A 19,217-nucleotide genomic window follows, 5' to 3' on the forward strand; every position below is an offset into this window, starting at 1 on the left:
AGCCTTCACCTCACTACGGTGTCGGGATGCACTCCGACACCACCACCGCCAAGGGCCCGTCCACCGCCCGTGGAGCCGTCGCGATCATCAGCAACTGCGGGGGCGAGGTCCTGATGCACTTGCGCGACGACATCGACGGCATCGCCTGGCCCGCCCACTGGAGCCTGCTCGGAGGGGGCACCGACCTCGGTGAGACCCCGACCGAGACGATCACCCGCGAACTGGACGAAGAAGCCGGCCTCACGGCCCGGGACCTGACCGAGTTGTTCGAGATCCGTGACGAGGCCGGCTCCGGCCAGCTCATCACCTTCTTCTCCGCCTCCTGGGACGGAGACGAGACGAGCCTCCCCCTGGCCGAGGGCGTCAAGCTCCAGTTCTTCGCTCCTGAACATCTACCGGTTCTCACGATCCCGCCGTTCATCCGGGACGGGATCACCCGCTACCTGGTCGCCCGGCCTACCTGATGCTTCCCCCTTCCTGACCGGGGGCGGGTGTGGGGCCGGTGTGCGGCCCCACACTGCCCTTACGGAAGGAAGAGCCTCATGAAGCTCACCGTCATCGGTTGCGGCTACCTCGGCGCCACCCATGCCGCCTGCATGGCCGAGCTCGGCCACGAAGTCCTCGGCATGGACACCGACCGCGACAAGATTCTCGCCCTCGGAGCAGGGAAGGCCCCATTCTTCGAACGCGGCCTGGACGACCTGCTGGCCAAGCACACCGCCGACGGACGCCTGAGGTTCACCGCCTCGTACGCTGAGGTCGCGTCCTTCGCCGACCTGCACTTCCTCGGCGTCGGAACACCGCAGCGAGCCGGGTCCGACGCCTACGACCTCAACGACCTCTTCATCGCCGTCCGTAGTCTCGCACCCCACCTGCACCGCCCCGCCGTCGTGGTCGGCAAGTCCACTGTCCCGGTCGGCACCGCTCCGCGGCTTGCCGCGATTCTCCGTGAGGAAGCCCCGGCGGGCGAGCAGACCGAGGTCGCCTGGAATCCGGAGTTCCTGCGCGAGTCCTACGCCGTCGAGGACACCCTCCACCCCGACCGCCTCGTTCTCGGCTTCACCAGCGAGCACACCCACGCCGAGCGCGTGCTGAGGCAGTGCTTCGGCAAGATCATCGAAGCCGGAGCGCCGGTGATCACGACCAGTCTGGCAACAGCCGAGCTGGTCAAGGGCTCGGCGAACGCCTTCCTCGCCACGAAGATCTCGTTCATCAACGCCATCGCCGAGGTGTGCGAAGCAGCCGGCGCCGACGTCCACCAGCTCGCCGAAGCCCTGGGCCACGACAGCCGCATCGGCGCCCGCGGTCTGCGGCCCGGCCTCGGCTTCGGCGGCGGCTGCTTGCCCAAGGACCTTCGCGGATTCATGGCCCGCGCAGGTGAACTCGGCACCGACCAGGCCCTGGGCCTCCTCCGCGAAGTCGACGCCATCAATCTGCGTCGCCGCGAACGCATGGTCGACCTTGCCCGCGAACAGCTCGACGGCACCGTCAAGGGCAAGCGCATCGCCGTCTGGGGAGCGGCCTTCAAGCCCGGCACCGACGATATCCGTGACTCCCCCGCTCTCGCTGTCGCCACCCATCTCCACCGGCTCGGTGCCGATATCACCGTCCACGATCCCAAGGCCCTCGACAACGCCCGCAAGGCTCACCCGGAGCTCGACTACGCGGACACGGCCTTCGACGCGGCCGAACGCGCCGACCTGTTGCTGCACCTGACCGAATGGCCTGAGTTCACCGACATCAGCCCTGTCGGGCTCGCGAGCCACGTCTCCCGGACCAAGGTTGTCGACGGCCGTGGCACCCTCGATCCCGGCCGCTGGCGCCAAGCCGGATGGAATTTCCGGTCCCTCGGGTGCTGCTGATGTCGTCGGCAGCCGTCCCGGGGCTGTGCTGGTCGTGAACGGCGACCAGTACGTTGAAGTCGGCCTCATAGCCGACTGTGCGGGCACCGACTCGGCCCCACCCCCTATCGTCAACACGTGCGCAGCCGACCGCTCGTCCTCGCCGTCACCCTCGCCGCCCTCCTCCTCACCGCGTGCGGTACGTCCCGGGAACCCGATCCCGGGCCGCCCGCCCCCACCGGCACCCACCCCGGCGGTACGCGCCCCGACGGTGCCCGGCTCGTCTACCGGGGGGAGGGGCGGGCCAGCGCGCAGAATCCGGCGTTCTCGCCCGACGGGCGGCGGATGCTGTTCACCCTCTTCCACGACGGCTACAACGAGGGCGCCGCCGCCCTCCGGGTGCTGCCGCTCGACGGTCGTGGCGCCGCCGGGCCGGGGCGGCGGGCCGACACGCTGCTCGACGAGTCGGACCGGGCCGCCGTGAACCTCCCGGGTGCCAGTTGGCACCCCTCCGCCGGGGTCACCTTCGCCTCCGACCGGGCCGGGCACGACGAGGTGTGGGTGCTGCCGCCGGGTGGCGAGCGGCCCGTGCGGGTCACCGAACACCGGGGGAGGTCGGGCTACTTGGAGCCCAGCTTCTCGCCCGACGGGCGGTGGATCGTCTTCCAGGAGAGCGTGGAGGAGGAGACGGGGAGCGAGGAGCGCCGGCCGTCGCGGGCCGCGCTCGGGTCCCTGTGGAAGGTGCGGCGCGACGGCAGCGGGGCGACGCGGCTGCTGGACGGGCCCGCGACCGGGACGGACAACCGCCAGCCCAACTGGTCGCCGAAGGGGGACCGGCTGGTCTTCCAGCGGCGGGAGCGGGACAGCGACACCTGGGCGCTGTACGTGATGGGCGCCGACGGCACCGGCCTGCGCAGGCTCACCGGCGGATCCGGCGAGCACACCGACCCGAGCTGGTCGCCCGACGGCCGGTCGGTGGTCTTCTCCTCCACCGCCGGGGGCCTGGAGGTGCCGCAGATCTTCGTGATCCCCGCTACCGGCGGGACCCCGGTCAGGGTGACCCGGAGCCCCGCCGGCTACGACGGCGCGCCCAGCTGGTCACCGGACGGCCGGTGGATCGCCTTCGAGGCGCACCCGGGGGACGAGGACCGGCCGACGTCGCTGTGGCGGATCCCCGCCCCCGGGGCGGTCACGCGGTGAGGGCCGCGGGCCTCAGCCGGTGGTGACGGTCAGCAGGGAGTACTGCGCCACCGTCAGATCGACCGCGGCCGTGGAGCCGGTGACCCGCCAGGCGACCGGCTGCGGGGCGGGGGAGGGCGCGTCCGGCGTGCTGACCGTGGCGGCGAGCACCCGCTTGCCCGCCGGGACCGCGACCGAGACCGTACAGGTGGCCGGCGTGGTGCGGAAGGCGGTCGGGGTGTCCTGGCAGTGGGTGAAGTTGACCAGCTGGACGACCGTGTCGTCGCCGAGCGTGCCCACCTCCAGATGGATCCTCCGGTCGCCCGTCAGCGTCACCGAGGGGGTGACGGCGGCCCGTACCGGCGCGAGGAGCTGGTCGGCGCTCGGCTGGTCCGTCGAGGCCAGATAGCTCTTGCCGATCAGGTTCCTGACGTAGTGACAGAAGCCCGCGCCGTAACGATTCTCCTTGGTGGCGGGCAGCGGGTCCGCCTTGCGGAAGCCGAGCACGTCGGCCAGCGCGTACTCGGCACGGGCGGATCCGAACCGGTCGAGGCCCGTGGGCGCCGGGCCGGTGATCACCACCGTGCCGCCGCCGTTGACGAAGCCGCGCAGCACCTCGGCCTCCTCGTCCGACACCGCCTGGAGGTTCGGCAGCATCAGCACGCGGTAGCCGGTCAGGTCGTCGGCGGTGAGCCCGGGGCTGGTCACGGTGGAGAACGGGACGTGCGCGTACACCAGGGCCTTGACCGTGCCGCGGAACTCGCCGAGCCACGCCTGCGTGGTGCAGCTCTCCTCCGCGCTGCCCGAGCTCCACCAGTCGTCGGCCTTGATCCCGGTCGGCGGCTTGGCGTTGGCGTACATACCGCTGCCGACCGAATGGCTGACGAAGTCCCGCGACGCCGACGAGTGGTAGACGCCGACCTGGGCCGCCGGCGCGGTGTCGTACAGCTTCGCCTGGTTGGCGGCGACGAAGGCGTACATCCGGGTGCGCATCGCCTTGTCGGTCGTCACGTCCTTGAACGGGCTCTTCACCTCGTACGGATTGCAGCCCGCCGCCAGCAGTTCGGCCATCACCAGCGACGCGTCGTCGCCCTTCCAGCCGTAGGAGAACGCCCACGCCGGCTTGGTGCCGCTGGCCGCCCGCGCGTATTTGTACATCGAGATCAGGCAGGTCCAGTCGGTGGCCGTCGCGTGGCGCATCCCGTCGTAGTTGCCGAGGATGTCCACCTCCCAGACGTGGCTCACGCCGTCGGCCTTGCGCAGGTACGCGCCGTCCAGGCCGATCGAGGTGGCGTACTGGTAGTCCATGCTGACCGTCTCGATGAACGTCACCAGGTCCGGGTTGACCGACCGGCCGGCGGCGGCGATGTCGAGCTGCCACTGGTTGAGGTTGTGGTGCCGCCACTCGACGTAGCGGCGGAAGGGCAGGCTGGTGAAGTCGTCCTTGGCGGGCATCGCCAGCCCGGTGTCGGCCCGGAAGGCGTCGGCCGCCCAGGTGGAGCCGTCGCACCAGCTCAGCGCCCCGTCGAAGTAGATCGGCACATCCGGCCACACGGCGTCCAGACCGGTCCGCGCCAGCGCCTTGATCCGGCCCAGGTAGAACTCCCGCCACGGGGAGTCGGGGCTGACCCAGCAGCTCTCGTCACCCGGGTCGACCCAGACCACCAGGCTGCCGTAGAAGACGTTCGGCTTGCCGTCCAGGGAGCGCTGCACCCAGGACTTGCCGTCACCGTCCTTGTAGAACGACTTGCCCTTCTCGCCGCCGATGCTGATCACTTCGAGCGACGGGTAGTACATCACCACGCGGATCCCGGCGGCGTGCGCCAGCTCCACAAAGCTCTTGATCTTCCCCAGGTGTTCGGTGAACTCCGCCTCGGTCAGCCAGTGCGAGAGGATCGTGTCGACCTCGATCACATTGACGTTCTGGGCCTTGAGCGCCGTGATGACCGGCTTCATGTCGAGCTGCGGATCGGCGTCCTCGTCGAAGGTGCCGTCGGCCAGCCGGGCGTAGCGGCTCCACTCGGGGAAGGCCGCCCGGGCCCCCGGGGTCGCCGCCCAGGCCGGGCTGTCCAGCAGGTGGTACGGGCCCGGGAGCCCCGGTGTCAGCTGTGCCGCCAGCGCCGCCCCGCCGGCCCCCAGGCCCGCCCGTAAGATCCCTCGACGGCTGAATCTTCGCATTCCGCTCATGGACTTCCCCTCGTCCTCGCGACGGTGTCTGCACGGTGCCCGCAAAGTCTGCCCGATCCCGCCCGCCCCGGCGGGCGAACGCGTATACGGCGGGAGGCCCTCCGCCCGGTCGTCCGCCACCGGCCGGCCCGCGTCCCGGCCGGCGGCCGGCCGGGGGGCGGCCGGGGGGCGGAGCGCTCGTCCGGCCGGGGGACGGCGTCGCCCTCCGGCCAATCCCCGTGCCCGGGATGTCCCGGCGGGCCCGGCCACCGCACCCTGGAACCTGGTGCCGCGCACCGCGGCAACACCACCGGAACCGAACGGAAACCCAAGACCTCGGGAGCGAGTTGTGGCGAACCACGCCGTACCGGCCGTCGGCCGGCTCTGGACCGTGCACCTCACCACGGACCGGGACCCGGACCGGCGGACCATGACGCTCCGGTGCTCCGTGCCCGGATGCCGGCCCGACCCCGTGCCCCTGCCCACGCCCGCCGCGGCCCGCACGGCGGCGGCCGGCCACCTCGCCGGCCACGGCCACGCGGCCGGGCCCCCGCCGCCGGGCACCGGCTGCCGCTGCGGGAAGGAGGGCTGCGCCTGGCACGCCTGGACCGTCCCCGGCTGCCGGGGCGAGGCCACCGGCCAGGTGATCCTGCACACCGACACGGGGCGGCTGTGGCGGCTCGCCGAGGTCTGCGAACACTGCGCCGCGTCGATACCCGACGCCCGCGTCCTGCGGCCGCTCAACACGCGCCCGCCCGCCCGTGCGCACCTTCGGGGCGGTTGTTGGGCCGGATGGAGCAGCGTCGGCGCACACCGCCCGCAGGCTGGATAAACTCCCGGCGCCCTTACAGACAGCTACATCTGGACACGAGGAGTGCCGTCATGGCCGAGGTAAAGCTGACCGCCGAGCCGCGCACCGAGTTCGGCAAGGGCTACGCCCGCCGCATCCGCCGCGCCAACAAGGTCCCGGCCGTCATCTACGGCCACGGCGCGGATCCCAAGCACGTGTCCCTCGACGGCCACGCGCTGATGATGGCGCTCAAGACCCCGAACGTGCTGATCAAGCTGGACATCGGGGGCAAGGGCGAACTCGTCATCCCCAAGGCGGTCCAGAGAGAGGCGCTGCGCGGCTTCCTCGTCCATGTCGACTTCCTGGCGGTGAAGAAGGGCGAGAAGGTGACCGTCGAGGTGCCCGTCCACACCGAGGGCGAGCTGGCACCCGGCGGCAACCTCCTGGAGCACATCCTCAACGCCCTGCCGGTGGAGGCCGAGGCCACCCACATCCCGGAGGGGTTCACCGTGTCCGTCGAGGGGCTGGAGGCCGGGCACACCATCCGGGCCGGGGACATCGAGCTGCCGCGCGGCTGCACGCTGGCCGTCGACGAGGACGCCGCCGTCCTCCAGGTGGTGGCCGCGCAGGCCGAGGAGCCGACGGAGGAGGAGGCCGAGGAGGAGGGCGAGCCGGCGGTCGCCGAGGCCGAGGCGGCGGCCCCGGAGTCCGCCGAGGAGAGCTGAGCGGGGCCCGGGCGCGCGGCCTCCCGAGAGGACCGGGGGCCGCGCGCCGGGCGTGTCGTCAGGCCGCCGACGGAGCCGGCTTGATGACGGCGAAGGGGGCGCCGAACGGGTCGGCGAGCCAGGCGATCCGGCCGACCTCCGGCACGTCCGCGGCGGGCATCAGCACCGAGCCGCCGTGCTCCTGGGACGTGGCGACGACCGCGTCGGCGTCCTCCACGGTGAAGTACGGGATCCAGCGCGGCTCCTCCCCGTCCCCCTGGGCCGGGGCGAGGCCGCCGAACGAGGCCTCCTGAGGGTCGCCCTCGGCCGTGGACAGGACGCGGTAGGTCATCTCCGCGACCTCCATCTCCTGGCTCCGCCACCCGAACAGCGAGCGGTAGAAGGCGAAGGCGGCCTCGGGGTCCGCGGTGTGCAGCTCGGCCCAGCACAGGCTGTGGGTCTCGGTGGTCCGCTCCAGCCCCTGCACCGCCCCGGGCTGCCAGACGGCGAACTCGGCACCGCCGGGGTCGGTGAGACAGGACATCCGCCCCGCGTCCATGACGTCGAACGGCGCCACCCGGACCGTGCCGCCGCCCTGCTCCACGGCCTTGGCCGTGGCATCGGCGTCGGGCGTCCGGAAATACACCGTCCAGGCGGGGCTCGCGCCCTCCTCGGTCAGCGGGCCGAGCCCCGCCACGGTCCGGCCGTCCTGCTGGAAGAAGCCGTAACCGCCCGCGTCCGGACCGGCGGACCGGAGGTCCCAGCCGAACACCGCCCCGTAGAACCCGGCGGACGCCGCGGTGTCGGGGCTGCCGAGGTCGAGCCAGTTGGGCGCGCCGGTCACGAAGTCTGTGGTGAGCATGGTGGGGTGCTCCTTCGACGGTCCTCGCCGGGGCCGTCCCCGCGGGCGCGGCGGGCGGTGTCCCGGGCCGGTTCCCAGTCTGGCACCGGCCACCGGCTACCGCGCGAGGCCCGCTCGCGGCACGCCCCCCGCGCGTGGAGTCGCGCAAGAGCGGCCGGGAGCGGGCCGTGGAGCGCCGCGCCGGAACGTATACAGGCCGGGGAAAGGCCGGCACGGGGAACGGATCCGGCCGGGAAGGATCAGGCCCGGGAAGGGATCAGATCGTCGCCGTGTCGATGACGAAGCGGTACCGCACGTCGCTGGCCAGCACCCGCTCGTACGCCTCGTTGATCTGGTCGGCGCGGATCAGCTCGATGTCGGCGCCGAGCCCGTGCTCACCGCAGAAGTCCAGCATCTCCTGGGTCTCCGGGATGCCGCCGATCATCGAGCCGGCGAACGACCGGCGCTGGGTGATCAGCGCGAACGGGGCGATCGGCAGCGGCTCCTCGGGGGCGCCGACCTGGACCAGGGTGCCGTCCGTCTTCAGCAGACCGAGGTAGGCGCCCAGGTCGACATCGGCGGAGACGGTGTTGACGATCAGGTCGAAGGTGCCGGCCAGGGCCTCGAAGGTGGCCGGGTCGGACGTCGCGTGGAAGTGGGTGGCGCCCAGCCGCAGGCCGTCGTCCTTCTTGCGCAGGGACTGGCTGAGCACGGTCACCTCGGCACCCATGGCGTGCGCGATCTTCACTCCCATGTGGCCGAGGCCGCCCAGGCCCACGACGGCGACCTTCTTGCCCGGACCCGCCTTCCAGTGGGAGAGCGGGGAGTACAGCGTGATGCCCGCGCACAGCAGCGGGGCCGCCGCGTCCAGCGGGATGCTGTCGGGTATCCGCAGGACGTAGTTCTCGTCGACGACGATGTGCGTGGAGTAGCCGCCGTGGGTGACCTGGCCGTCGCGCCCGGTGGCCCCGTAGGTGCCGACCGAGCCGAGCTCGCCGGTGCAGTACTGCTGGAGGCCGGCCAGGCAGTTCTCGCAGGTGCGGCAGGAGTCGACGAAGCAGCCGACGCCGACGCGGTCGCCGACCGCGTGGCGCGTCACGCCGGAGCCGACCGCGGCCACCACACCCGCGATCTCGTGGCCCGGGACGATCGGGAAGACGCCGCCGTCGCCCCACTCCCCGCGCACGGTGTGCAGGTCGGAGTGGCAGATGCCCGCGTACTTGATCTCGATGAGGATGTCGTGCTCGCCCGGCTCACGGCGCGGAACGGTGATCCGCTCCAGCGGGGCCTTGGGCGACGGTGCGGCGTAGGCGGGAACAGTGGTGTGCGTCATGCGATCAAGGATGCGGCCGTCCGGCGGGGCTAGCCAGAACCCGGCCGAGCCTAGTCTCGGGGTGCCTGCCCCTGCCGTGACTACTCCTGACAGTGCCACCCTGGCCTGCGGAAACGCCCCGCATACTGGGGTCATGGACCAGCGCACCGAACTGAGCGAGTTCCTCCGCTCCCGCCGAGCCCGGCTCAGCCCCGAGGAGGTCGGCCTGACGCCGCACGGCGGGCGGCGGCGGGTGCCGGGACTGCGCCGGGAGGAGCTGGCACAGCTGGCCGGCGTCAGCGTCACCTACTACACGCGCCTGGAGCAGGGCAGGGGACAGAACGTCTCGGCCGGAGTCCTCGACGCCATCGCCGACGCCCTGCGGCTGAACCCGACCGAGCGGGACCATCTGACGCACTTGATCCGCCCGGTCACCCGGTCCCGCCGGGCTCCCAGCCGCCCGCAGCGCGTCCGCCAGGCCGTGCAGCACCTCATCGACGCCATGGACAGCGTCCCGGCCTACGTCGTCGGGCGGCGGCTCGACATCATCGGCTGGAACCGCATGGCGTGCGCGCTCCTCGGCGACTTCGCCGCCGTCCCCGCCCCGCAGCGCAACCTGGCCTGGCAGATCTTCCTCGACCCGGCCTGCCGCGACCTGTACGTGGGGTGGGAGCGCAAGGCGGCCGACATCGTCGCCCTCCTGCGCCTGGAGGCGGGCCGCTACCCGGACGACGCCAGGCTGTGCGCGCTGGTGGGGGAGCTGTCCGTCAAGAGCGAGGAGTTCCGGGGCCTGTGGGCCGCCCACGACGTGCGGGACAAGTGCTTCGGCGTCAAGGAGCTGCATCACCCTGTGGTGGGTCCGCTGACCCTCTCGTGCGAGTCCCTGGTGCTGCCCGCCGACGGCCAGCAGCTGATCACCTATCATGCCGAGCCCGGCTCCCCGTCCGCCGAGTCCCTGCGGCTGCTCGCCAGCTGGACCCTGGACCCGGCCGCGCGCCCGGAGGCCTCGCCGCACTCCGGCACGTAGCCGCCGCTCCCCTGATCGGGGGACCGGAGCTCCTCCGTTCCTTCGGGCGGCCGGGTGACCCTGTGCGCACGCTCGTACGCGCAGGCTGGACGGCATGAACGAGGAATTCGCCAAGAAGCTCAGGGACGCGGCCATCGCGACCGGTATTCCGATGCCCGAGCGTGAGCATTACGAGGTCACCGTGAGCAATCAGTCCGCGCACGCTCTGGTGCTGACGTCGAAGGTGGTTTCCGGGTCGTTCGACGAGGCCCCGGACGAAGGCCACGTCCTGCGTCCCCGGGAATCGGACACCTTCCGGGTCACATCGGTCCACTTCCCCTGGGAGTCCGGTGCCGCCGCGGTCCGTTACCGGATGACCGACGCTCCCGTCACCCTGACCGCGACGGGCGGCCCGCCGGGCAGCCGGGTGTCCGGCGGCGAGCTGGCGGGGCCGGGCTGTGAGCACTACGACTGCGCCGTCGGCACCTGCCGCGGGGGAAACAGCCTCATCATGCTGGAAGCGGCCATGGACCCGCACATGATGGGCATGTGAGCGGCCGGTGTTCCGCCGCCGTCCACCGACGACGGAACACAATGCTCCGCAGGCCCCCCGGGGACGGGCCGCGACGGTCCCACCGGACGGCCGCGCCGGGAAATGCCCCCGGGGCACCGCCGATGTGGTGCCCCGGGGGACGTCGGTGAACCGCCGGGGTCAGCGCTTGACCGACTCCTTGGGGGTGTTGCCGGCCGTGACGTTCACCGCGGCCCAGGCCCGGTCGACCGCCGCGCGCTCGGCGCTGTCCGCGCCGTACATGTCCGCGGCCGCCTGGAGGGTGGCGGTGCGGGCCTCGTGGAAGTCGGTCGTCGAGACCATGTAGCGGGTCAGGGCGCGGTAGAAGATCTGCTCGGCCTTCTCCCGGCCGATGCCGGTGGCGGGCTTGCCGTCGTACGTGGGGGAGTCGTACTCCACGCCGCCGATGGTCTTCTTGCCGCTGCCCTCGGCCAGCAGGTAGAAGGCGTGGGAGGAGACGCCCGAGCCCGCGTGCACCTCGCGGTCGAAGGAGTCGGCGTCCCAGTAGTCGACGGTGCCTTCGAGGACGTCCAGGGAGGGCTTGTCCATGCGGCGCAGGAACTTCTGGTCCAGGCCGAGCTTCTCGCCGAGCAGGTAGTTCGGCGGGTTGCCGGCGTTGTTGGTGCGGAACTCGACGCCGGTGCCGAAGATGTCGGCGAGCGACTCGTTGAGCGAGCCGGCCTCGCCGAACTGGTTCTGCCGGGCGTCGACGCGGGTCGGCTGGAAGTCGGCCGTCGCCTCGATCACGCCGTGGCTCAGCTCGTGACCGGTGACGTCCAGGGCGACCAGCGGCTGCTTGAACGTTTCTCCGTCACCGTCGCCGTAGAGCATGCAGGAGCAGTCGGGCGACCAGAAGGCGTTGGCGACCTTGTCGCCGAAGTGCACCAGGGCGTGCGGGCCGGCGCCGTCGTTCTTGATGCCGTCGCGGCCGAAGGCGCTCTTGTAGTAGTCGAAGGTGCTGGTGATGCCGTACTGCGCGTCCACGGCGGCGGTGGCGGAGTCGGCGGCCGTGCCGTTGCCCCAGCGGTTGTCGCCGTCGGTGATCGCCTTGCCCTCGGAGAAGTAGTTGAGCTCCTTGCCGCCGGCGTCACGGGTCTCGCCGCCACCGCGGCTGGGGTCCTTCAGTACGAAGGAGTCCTTGGCGGTCTGCGTGGTGACGAGGGGCACGTTGCCCGCGAAGAGCGAGGCGCCGCTGCCGTCGGCCCGGGCCGGGAAGTTCGCGTCGGGCTGGACCTTGCGCGGCGGGGCGGCCTTCGGGCCGGTGCTGGGGGTGGCCCGCTCGCCCAGGCTGCGCAGCTTGGTCCGGAGCCCCGGGGAGATGAAGGCGTCGGTCAGCGGGGTGTCGCTGAGCACCGTGCCGGAGGTGGCGTCCACGACCACGGAGTGGAGCCCACCGGTCTCCTGGGTGCGGCTGTCGGTGACGGTGACCCGGTAGGCCAGGACGGACTTGCCGCCGCGGACGTCGACGACCAGCTCGGTCTTGCCGGCCGAGCCCTTGGCGGAGCCGGCGGCCTTGGCAGCGGCCTGCGGCGCGGTCAGCTTGGGGGTGACCGAGGGGAGGGAGACCTTGTGCTGGATGGCGCGGGTGACGCCCAGGTAGGTCTGCTTGGCGTCGAGGTGGACGACGAGGTCGCCACCGACGACCGGGACGCCGCGGTAGACGCGGGTGAAGCGGACGTGCCGCTTGCCCTCCGGGTCGACGAGCGTGTCCTTCACCTTGAGGGTGTCGTCCTTGCCGACCCCGGTCTCGGCGGCGTGCGAGACGGCGGCGGCGCTCGCGGCCTTGATGAGCGAGGCGTTGGCGGCGGTGCGGGAGGCGGATATGGAGGAGGCGCGGGCGGCCTCCTTGACCTCGTCGGGGGTGACCGCGACGGCGGTGCCCGCCATGGTCGCGGCGGCCACCACGGCGACGGCGGCGGTGAGTATTCGTCTGTGGTTCGTGGGGGATATACGCACTTTCAGCGCCCTTGTCGTGAGGGCGGTCCGGGCCGGGCCCGCCGCCTGCATGCGCGCGGTGCCGTCTCCGGCGAACCGCGGGAACCTGTGGTCCCGCGGAGGACTCTGCCCTGATTGGCATGCCCACGAAAAGCGGAAATTTCACAATGTCCGTACAGTTGATCAACTGTTTACACAGAAACAACGGACGGTGAGCGCGAAGTGACGTGCCGTCGACTCGAAAGTGAAGACGGGTCAACTTCCGCGCAGGTTGACACCTCGTGGGAAGTGTTCACGATGTGAGACGGGGACTGGGGTGTTCCCTAGTCGGTTCCGGCCCGGTGTCCGCCCTGTCCCTTGCCCGGCCCCGGTCCGGGCAAGGGACAGGCGCCCGCTCCGGCCCCTGCCCCGTCCTGTCCGCCTGTTGGACCGGCCCCCGGGCCCGCCCGCGGATTCGAGGCTCCGTCAGCTCCCGGCCCGAGGCCCCGTCAGGCCGGCCAGCGGCCGCCCGGGATCCGCGTCCCCACCGCCCGCAGCCGCCGCGCCACCTCGTCCCCCGCGAGGTACACCCAGGCGCGGGCGGGCTCGCCGCCCTCCGTCAGCACCGGCCGCTCCACCCGCACGTAGTGCCGCCCCGGTCCGCCGGGCAGGCTCCCCTCCAGCCGGTCCAGCGCGGCGAGCACCCCGTCGTGCTGGTCCGCCGCCAGGTGCACCAGGTCGCCGAAGATCTCACCCGTCGCGTCCGGCACCGCGTACGGATAGCCCGGCCCCTCGAAGAGCACCGCCCCCCGCATCCGGGCCGGCTCCTCCCCGACCGTCCGCCCCCGCAGGAACGCCGCGTGGTTCCGCTGCCCGGGACGCAGCGTCCCGTAGACGAACACCGGCAGCCGCTCGCGGTCCGCGCTCACCAGGGATCTCCCTCCACCGGCCCGGCGCACCCGAGGTCACGGTCGCCGGAAGGCGGAGGCGCGCTGCCCGCCGTAAAATACCGGGTATGGGAGAGCGGCCGGTCGCGCCCTCCGCCCCCGAACTCGTCGTCGAGGCCGATGGCGGCTCGCAGACCATGAGTCCGGGCCGGAGCTATCAGGTAGGGCGCGATCCCCTGAGCGACATCGTGCTGCGGGACGAACGGGTCTCGTGGCACCACGCCGTCCTGCGCCCCGTGGGCGATCACTGGACGGTGGAGGACACCGGCAGCACCAACGGCACCTGGACCGACGGCCACCGGGTGCGCGCCGAGGACGTCGGCCCGGGCAGCGTCATCCGCTTCGGGAACCCCTCCGACGGCCCCGCGGCCGTCCTCAAAGGAGCGCCCCCGCCCCCGGCGCGACGTCCCTCGTCCGTGTCACTCCCCGCCGCCACCGGAACCTTCCGGCAGCCCACTTCCGTACGCCCGCTGCCCTCGCGCACGGTCCGCATCGGCCGCGGCGCCGACAACGACCTCACCGTCGACGACCTCGTCGTCTCCCGCCGCCACGCCGAACTGCGCGCCCTGCCGGACGGCGGCTACGAGATCGTCGACCTCGGCAGCCACAACGGCACCTACCTCAACGGCGGCCTCGTGCACCGGGCGCCGGTGCGCCCCGGCGACATCGTCGGCATCGGGCACTCCGCCTTCTGCCTCGTCGGCGACCAGCTCCAGGAGTACGTCGACACCGGCGAGGTCTCCCTCGACGTCCAGGACCTCACCGTCCAGGTCGACAAGGGCCGCAAGACGCTGCTCGACGACGTCTCCTTCCCCGTGGGCGCCAAGTGCCTCCTCGCCGTCGTCGGACCGAGCGGCGCCGGCAAGTCCACGCTCCTCAACGCCCTCACCGGGCTGCGCCCCGCCGACCGCGGCACCGTGCTCTACGACGGCCGCGACCTCTACCGCGACTACGCCGAGCTCCGCGCGCGCATCGGCCTCGTACCGCAGGACGACATCCTGCACACCCAGCTCAGCGTGCGCCGCGCCCTCGGCTACGCCGCCGAGCTCCGCTTCCCCGGCGACACCGCCAAGGCCGAACGCCAGGCCCGGGTCGACGAGGTGATCGGCGAACTCGGCCTCCAGCAGCGCGTCGACCAGCCCATCCACAGCCTCTCCGGCGGCCAGCGCAAGCGCGTCAGCGTGGCGCTCGAACTGCTGACGAAGCCCTCCCTGCTCTTCCTCGACGAGCCCACCTCCGGCCTCGACCCGGGCATGGACCGCTCCGTGATGACCATGCTGCGCACGCTCGCCGACGACGGCCGCACCGTCATCGTCGTCACCCACAGCGTCCTCAGCCTCGACCTCTGCGACCGGCTGCTGGTGCTCGCCCCCGGCGGCCGCACGGCCTACTACGGCCCGCCGGAGGAGACACTCCCGTTCTTCGGCCAGCCCCGCTGGCCCGAGGCCTTCGAGGCCTTCGAGAACGACAAGGAACGGGACTGGGCGGGCGACTACCGCGCGTCACCGCAGTACCGGCAGTACGTCAGCGCCGCCACCGAACAGCCCCACCTCGGCGAGGTCCCCGCGCCCGCCCACGCCCCCGCGCCGCTGAAGGCGCAGAGCTGGGGCGCCCAGCTGCGCACCCTGGTGCGCCGGTACACCGCCGCGCTGACGGCCGACCGCACCTTCCTCGCCATCATGATCGCCCTGCCGTTCGTCATGGGCGCCATGGCACGCGCGCTCGCCGGCAGCCGGTTCACGGGTGACACCGCGATGAACGCCCTGCTGATCCTGTGCGTCGGCGGCGTCCTGACCGGTGCCGCCAACGCCGTCCGCGAACTGGTCAAGGAACGGGCCATCTACCGCCGCGAACGAGCCGTCGGCCTGTCCCGGTCCGCCTATCTGATGTCGAAGATCGTCGTCCTCGGCCTGATCACCGTCTGCCAGTCCGTCGTCCTGACCCTCGTCGCCCTCTTCGGCGTGAACACCTCCGCCCCGGACGGCAAAGGCGTCCTCCTGCCACCGCTCGCCGAGATCACCCTCGCCGTCGCGTTGCTGTCCTTCACCGCCATGATGCTCGGCCTGCTGGTGTCGGCCCTGGTGAGCAAGGAGGAGGTCACCATGCCGCTGCTGGTGCTCCTCGCCATCGTCCAGGTCGTCTTCTGCGGCGCGTTCCTCCCCCTGCACGGCGTGCCCGGCCTGGAGCAGCTCGGCTGGCTCGTGCCCTCGCGCTGGGCGCTGGCCGCGATGGCCGCCACGGTCGATCTGGAGCGCATCATGCAGACCAAGGCGACCGCCGACCCGCTCTTCGACCACAGCGCGGGCGTCTGGCTGCTCGACATGGCGATGATGGCGGTCCTCTCGGTCGTCCTCGGCCTGATCATCGTGCGGCTGCTGCGCCGCCAGGAGCCCGCCGTCATGCGGAAGTGAAGGGCGGCCGCGCATGGACGGCATGAACACCGTCGCGGACTTCCGGCCCACCCACGTGGTGCCGCCGGACGGGCTGCCCACCTGGTCGTCCCCCGACGGCGCGGTGCCCACCGAGCCGCTCGACCCGCTGCTGCCGGTGCGGCTCCTGGACCGGCTCGGCGACTGGGGCCAGGTGCTGTGCTCCAACGGCTGGGCGGCCTGGGTCGACGGCCGGCTCCTCGTACCGCTCCCGCAGGGCCCGCCCGCCGCGTCCGCCCCCCTGGCCCGGACCGCCGACGCCCGCGGCCTGCTCGGCCGGATTGAGCAGACGCTCGGCCGCTACCGGCGCGCGGCGGAGGAACTGGCGGCGGGCCGCGTGGACGGCGAGACGTTCCGCCGGACCACCCAGGGCCTGCGCCTCGGCGTGGTCGTCGACGGCGAGTCCGTCTGGCTCTACGACGCCGAACGGGACGGCTGGCTCTACTACGACGGCACGGCGGCGACGGCGTTCGCCGAGCCCGCCGCGCCGTCCGGGAGCGAGGGCTGATGGCGGGCGACGAGCCGCTGCGGCCGGAGGTTCCCGTGGAACGGCCCTCCGAACTGGTCGGCCGCCGGATCGCCGCGTACCGCGTGGAGAGCGAGATCGGCCGGGGCGGCATGGCCGTCGTCTACCGCGCCCGCGACCTGCGCCTGGGCCGCACCGTCGCCCTCAAGCTGCTGGCCCCGGAGCTGGCGCGCAACGACACCTTCCGCAAGCGCTTCGGCCACGAGTCCCAGGTCGCCGCCGCCATCGACCACCCGCACATCGTCCCCGTCTTCGAGGCCGGCGAGGCCGACGGCGTGCTCTACATCGCCATGCGCTACGTGGCCGGCCAGGACCTCCGGGCCCTGCTCGACCGCAGCGGGCCGCTGTCCCTCGCCGTCGCCTGCCGCATCGCCGTCCAGGTGGCCTCGGCCCTCGACGCCGCCCACGCCCACGACCTCGTGCACCGGGACGTCAAACCGGGCAACATCCTCGTCGCCGAGGGCACCGACGTCGACCACCCCGAGCACGTGTACCTCACCGACTTCGGGCTGACGAAGAAGTCGCTGTCCCTGACCGGCTACACCCGGGTGGGGCAGTTCGTCGGCACCCTCGACTACGTCGCCCCCGAGCAGATCTCCGGCAAGCCCGTGGACGGCCGCTGCGATGTCTACAGCCTCGCCTGCGTGGTCTACGAAATGCTGTCCGGGGCGCCGCCGTTCCGGCGCGACGACGACATGGCCCTGCTCTGGGCGCACCAGTACGACCCTCCGCCCCTGGCCTCCGACAACATCCCCGGCCTGCCCGCAGCGGCCGACGAGGTCCTCGCCACGGCCCTGGCGAAGTCCCCCGACGACCGCTACGACAGCTGCCTCCAGTTCGTGACGGCGCTGCGCCGGACGGCCACCGGGGGTGTGGTGGCCTCGGGACCGCCGGTGGGGCACGAGCCGACGCGGGTGGTGCGGGAGCCTACGCGCGTGGTGTACGAACCGACGCGGGTGGTAAGGGGGTTGGCGGCGCTGCCCTCGGAGCAGGAGGAGGAGCCGGAGCCCGTGCCGCCCCCGCCGCGCTGGGCCGCGGCGGTGTTCCCCGAGCTGTGGCGGTAGCGCGGGGCGCGCCGGTCAGGGGCGGACGCTCAAGTGCGTGGCCGCCGTGGTGCGCCGGAGACCGCCCGCCAGCACGCAGTCCGTCGGCAGGCTCCCCGGCACCGTCTGGATGGTCTTCTCCGCTACCGCCCCCTTGCCGCGCCCCTCGACGACCACACCGTGGAGCCTCGCCGTGTTGAGTCCGAGAACCCGTAGGGACGTTCCGGCGTGGTAGGCGATGACGGTCTCGCTGCCGTCCGCGTACCGCAGCGTCTCCTCCGACTTGTTCCACGCGAGGAGCACACAAGTACCCGCGGTGGTCCCCTCGGTGTGGTATCTGGCGGTGAGGGTGTGGCCCGAGGCGTCCGCGCAGTGGTAGGCGCCGTCGACGGTGACGGTGGTGGGCCGGGAGGAGAGGCCGAGCCCCGGCCCGTAGGTGATGTTCTCCTTGCCCGTGCACTCCAGGGCGGTGCCGGCCTGTGCCGCCGGTGCCTGGACGGTGCCCGCCGCGACCAGTGTGAGGGCGGACAGAGCGACTCCGATGCCACGCTTGCCGATCATGGGGTACCCCTTCTCGCGTCCCGCGCGTGCGCCGGCCCCCGGCGCGGTTACCGGCACGTGCTACCCCGGCCGCCCCCGGTTCCACCGCTTTCCACGGACGACCAAAAGCACCACCACCTGTCCCGCGCCGCGGTACGCGCCCTCACGCCCGGCCGCACGCCCTGCCGCACCGGGCACGCCCGCGTCACCGTGGGGTGCCCGCCACGGGACGGGCGCCAGAGTGACCGCGAGGGGGAGGCCCATGAGCGACCCGAGACCGGCGGCTCCCCGGGTGGCGTCCGTCGCCGTGTCCGTACCACCGCACCGGCACCGCCAGCGGGACATCGCCGCCGTGTTCGCCGGCGCGTTCCTCTCCGCCGACGCGGTCGTGCGCAGGCAGTTCACCGGAATCGCCGCGCATACGGGCATCGAGTACCGGAACCTCTCCCTGCCCCTGGCCGAGTACCCCCGGCCGCGCACCTTCACCGAGTACAACGAGACCTGGGAGCTCACCGCGCGCCGGGTCGGGCAGGAGGCCCTCACCCGCGCCCTCGCGGCGGCGGGCGTGCGGCCCGACGAGGTCGGCGCCGTCGTCACCACGACCACCACCGGCGCCTCCGTCCCGTCCTACGACGCCGAACTCATCCGGCGCGTCGGCCTGCCGCCCCACGTGGCGCGCACCCCGATGCTCGGCCTCGGCTGCGCGGGCGGCGCCGCGGGCCTGGCGAGGGTGCACGACCACCTGAGGGGCCACCCGGATCAGGTGGCCGTCCTGGTCTCCGTCGAACTGTGCTCGCTGAACTTCCAGAGCGCGGACACGTCCGTCGCGAACCTCGTCGCGACCGGGCTGTTCGGCGACGCCGCCGCGGCCGTCGTGGTCCTCGGCGCGCACCGGGCCCGGGAGGCCGCCGGGCCCGCGCTGGTGGCGACCCGCAGCCGCCTGCACCCGGACACCGGGCACCTGATGGGCATGCGCGTGGGCACCGACGGCTTCGTCGTGTTCCTCTCCCCGCAGGTCCCCGACTTCATCGGGAAGCACCTTCCGGACGAGGTCCACGGTTTCCTCGCCGGCCGGGGCCTGGCCGCGGAGGACATCACCACCTGGGTCTGCCACCCCGGCGGGCCGAAGGTCATGGAGGCCCTGGACGACTCGCTCGGCCTGCCGCCGCGCGCGCTCGACCACAGCCGGGCCTCCCTGGCCGAGCGCGGCAACATCTCCTCCGCGTCCGTCCTGGACGTCCTGGCCAGGACCATGGCCGACCCACCGGCACCGGGGTCCCGCGGTCTCCTCCTGGCCCTCGGGCCGGGCCTCACCAGCGAACTGGTGCTTCTCGAATGGTGAGGACGAGCGGGCCGGGCCGGGGCCGGCGGGGCCTTCCCCTGACCGGCGGTCGGGCCCCGGCCGCTC

Annotated in this window: 16 protein-coding genes; 10 read left to right on the top strand and 6 right to left on the bottom strand. The window is 72.6% G+C overall.

Annotated features, from left to right (window positions below; translation table 11 throughout):
• Positions 1–26 precede the first annotated feature (26 nt).
• The 3 genes from SMD11_RS31750 (at position 27) to SMD11_RS31760 (ending at position 3,041) form a co-directional block, all read left to right on the top strand.
• On the top strand, positions 27–464 hold the full coding sequence (locus tag SMD11_RS31750; RefSeq protein ID WP_087929720.1) for an NUDIX domain-containing protein: 438 nt from the start codon (positions 27–29) through the stop codon (positions 462–464).
• Positions 465–542: 78 nt separating this feature from the next.
• Complete coding sequence (locus SMD11_RS31755; protein ID WP_087929721.1) at positions 543–1,862, top strand: UDP-glucose dehydrogenase family protein; 1,320 nt, start codon at positions 543–545, stop codon at positions 1,860–1,862.
• A 117-nt stretch (positions 1,863–1,979) separates the two neighbouring features.
• On the top strand, positions 1,980–3,041 hold the full coding sequence (locus SMD11_RS31760; protein ID WP_087929722.1) for a TolB family protein: 1,062 nt from the start codon (positions 1,980–1,982) through the stop codon (positions 3,039–3,041).
• Between the two features lie 12 nt (positions 3,042–3,053).
• Here SMD11_RS31760 and SMD11_RS31765 read toward each other — a convergent pair whose 3' ends face one another.
• On the bottom strand, positions 3,054–5,207 hold the full coding sequence (locus tag SMD11_RS31765; protein WP_234366258.1) for a hypothetical protein: 2,154 nt from the start codon (positions 5,205–5,207) through the stop codon (positions 3,054–3,056).
• Between the two features lie 861 nt (positions 5,208–6,068).
• Here SMD11_RS31765 and SMD11_RS31780 point away from each other — a divergent pair.
• Positions 6,069–6,701, top strand: a complete 633-nt coding sequence (locus tag SMD11_RS31780; protein ID WP_087929725.1) for a 50S ribosomal protein L25/general stress protein Ctc — start codon at positions 6,069–6,071, stop codon at positions 6,699–6,701.
• 58 nt (positions 6,702–6,759) lie between these two features.
• Here the strand turns inward: SMD11_RS31780 and SMD11_RS31785 are convergent, their stop codons facing one another.
• Positions 6,760–7,542 (bottom strand): VOC family protein, encoded by a 783-nt coding sequence (locus SMD11_RS31785; protein ID WP_087929726.1) that lies wholly within the window; start codon positions 7,540–7,542, stop codon positions 6,760–6,762.
• Between the two features lie 256 nt (positions 7,543–7,798).
• Positions 7,799–8,854, bottom strand: coding sequence for an NAD(P)-dependent alcohol dehydrogenase (locus tag SMD11_RS31790; protein ID WP_087929727.1), 1,056 nt, complete (start codon positions 8,852–8,854; stop codon positions 7,799–7,801).
• 133 nt (positions 8,855–8,987) lie between these two features.
• On the opposite strand from SMD11_RS31790, the gene SMD11_RS31795 reads away from it, so the two are divergent.
• Both SMD11_RS31795 and SMD11_RS31800 read left to right on the top strand, forming a co-directional pair.
• Positions 8,988–9,860, top strand: coding sequence for a helix-turn-helix transcriptional regulator (locus SMD11_RS31795; protein WP_087929728.1), 873 nt, complete (start codon positions 8,988–8,990; stop codon positions 9,858–9,860).
• A gap of 94 nt (positions 9,861–9,954) precedes the next feature.
• Entirely contained in the window at positions 9,955–10,392 is a 438-nt protein-coding gene (locus tag SMD11_RS31800; protein WP_087929729.1) for a hypothetical protein, read from the top strand.
• Between the two features lie 159 nt (positions 10,393–10,551).
• Here SMD11_RS31800 and SMD11_RS31805 read toward each other — a convergent pair whose 3' ends face one another.
• Both SMD11_RS31805 and SMD11_RS31810 read right to left on the bottom strand, forming a co-directional pair.
• Positions 10,552–12,297 carry a M4 family metallopeptidase gene (locus tag SMD11_RS31805; protein WP_087930854.1) on the bottom strand — a complete coding sequence of 582 codons (1,746 nt, stop codon included), beginning with the start codon at positions 12,295–12,297 and terminating at the stop codon, positions 10,552–10,554.
• A gap of 536 nt (positions 12,298–12,833) precedes the next feature.
• Complete coding sequence (locus SMD11_RS31810) at positions 12,834–13,256, bottom strand: gamma-glutamylcyclotransferase family protein (protein WP_087930855.1); 423 nt, start codon at positions 13,254–13,256, stop codon at positions 12,834–12,836.
• 83 nt (positions 13,257–13,339) lie between these two features.
• Between SMD11_RS31810 and SMD11_RS31815 the strand changes: the two genes are divergently transcribed.
• The 3 genes from SMD11_RS31815 to SMD11_RS31825 are packed head-to-tail and all read left to right on the top strand — an operon-like array spanning position 13,340 to position 17,290.
• A complete protein-coding gene (locus SMD11_RS31815; protein ID WP_087929730.1) occupies positions 13,340–15,682 on the top strand; it encodes an FHA domain-containing protein in 2,343 nt (780 codons plus the stop codon).
• A gap of 13 nt (positions 15,683–15,695) precedes the next feature.
• Positions 15,696–16,208 (top strand): hypothetical protein, encoded by a 513-nt coding sequence (locus SMD11_RS31820; RefSeq protein ID WP_199843997.1) that lies wholly within the window; start codon positions 15,696–15,698, stop codon positions 16,206–16,208.
• Positions 16,208–17,290 (top strand): serine/threonine-protein kinase, encoded by a 1,083-nt coding sequence (locus SMD11_RS31825; protein ID WP_087929731.1) that lies wholly within the window; start codon positions 16,208–16,210, stop codon positions 17,288–17,290. Before SMD11_RS31820 ends, SMD11_RS31825 begins: the two co-directional genes overlap by 1 nt.
• A 15-nt stretch (positions 17,291–17,305) precedes the next feature.
• On the opposite strand, the gene SMD11_RS31830 is transcribed toward SMD11_RS31825, so the two are convergent.
• On the bottom strand, positions 17,306–17,830 hold the full coding sequence (locus tag SMD11_RS31830) for a hypothetical protein (RefSeq protein WP_087929732.1): 525 nt from the start codon (positions 17,828–17,830) through the stop codon (positions 17,306–17,308).
• A 241-nt stretch (positions 17,831–18,071) separates the two neighbouring features.
• On the opposite strand from SMD11_RS31830, the gene SMD11_RS31835 reads away from it, so the two are divergent.
• A complete protein-coding gene (locus SMD11_RS31835; protein WP_087929733.1) occupies positions 18,072–19,151 on the top strand; it encodes a type III polyketide synthase in 1,080 nt (359 codons plus the stop codon).
• The last annotated feature ends 66 nt before the right edge of the window (positions 19,152–19,217 follow it).

It is taken from the genome of Streptomyces albireticuli, from assembly GCF_002192455.1.
GTDB classification, from domain to species: domain Bacteria; phylum Actinomycetota; class Actinomycetes; order Streptomycetales; family Streptomycetaceae; genus Streptomyces; species Streptomyces albireticuli_B.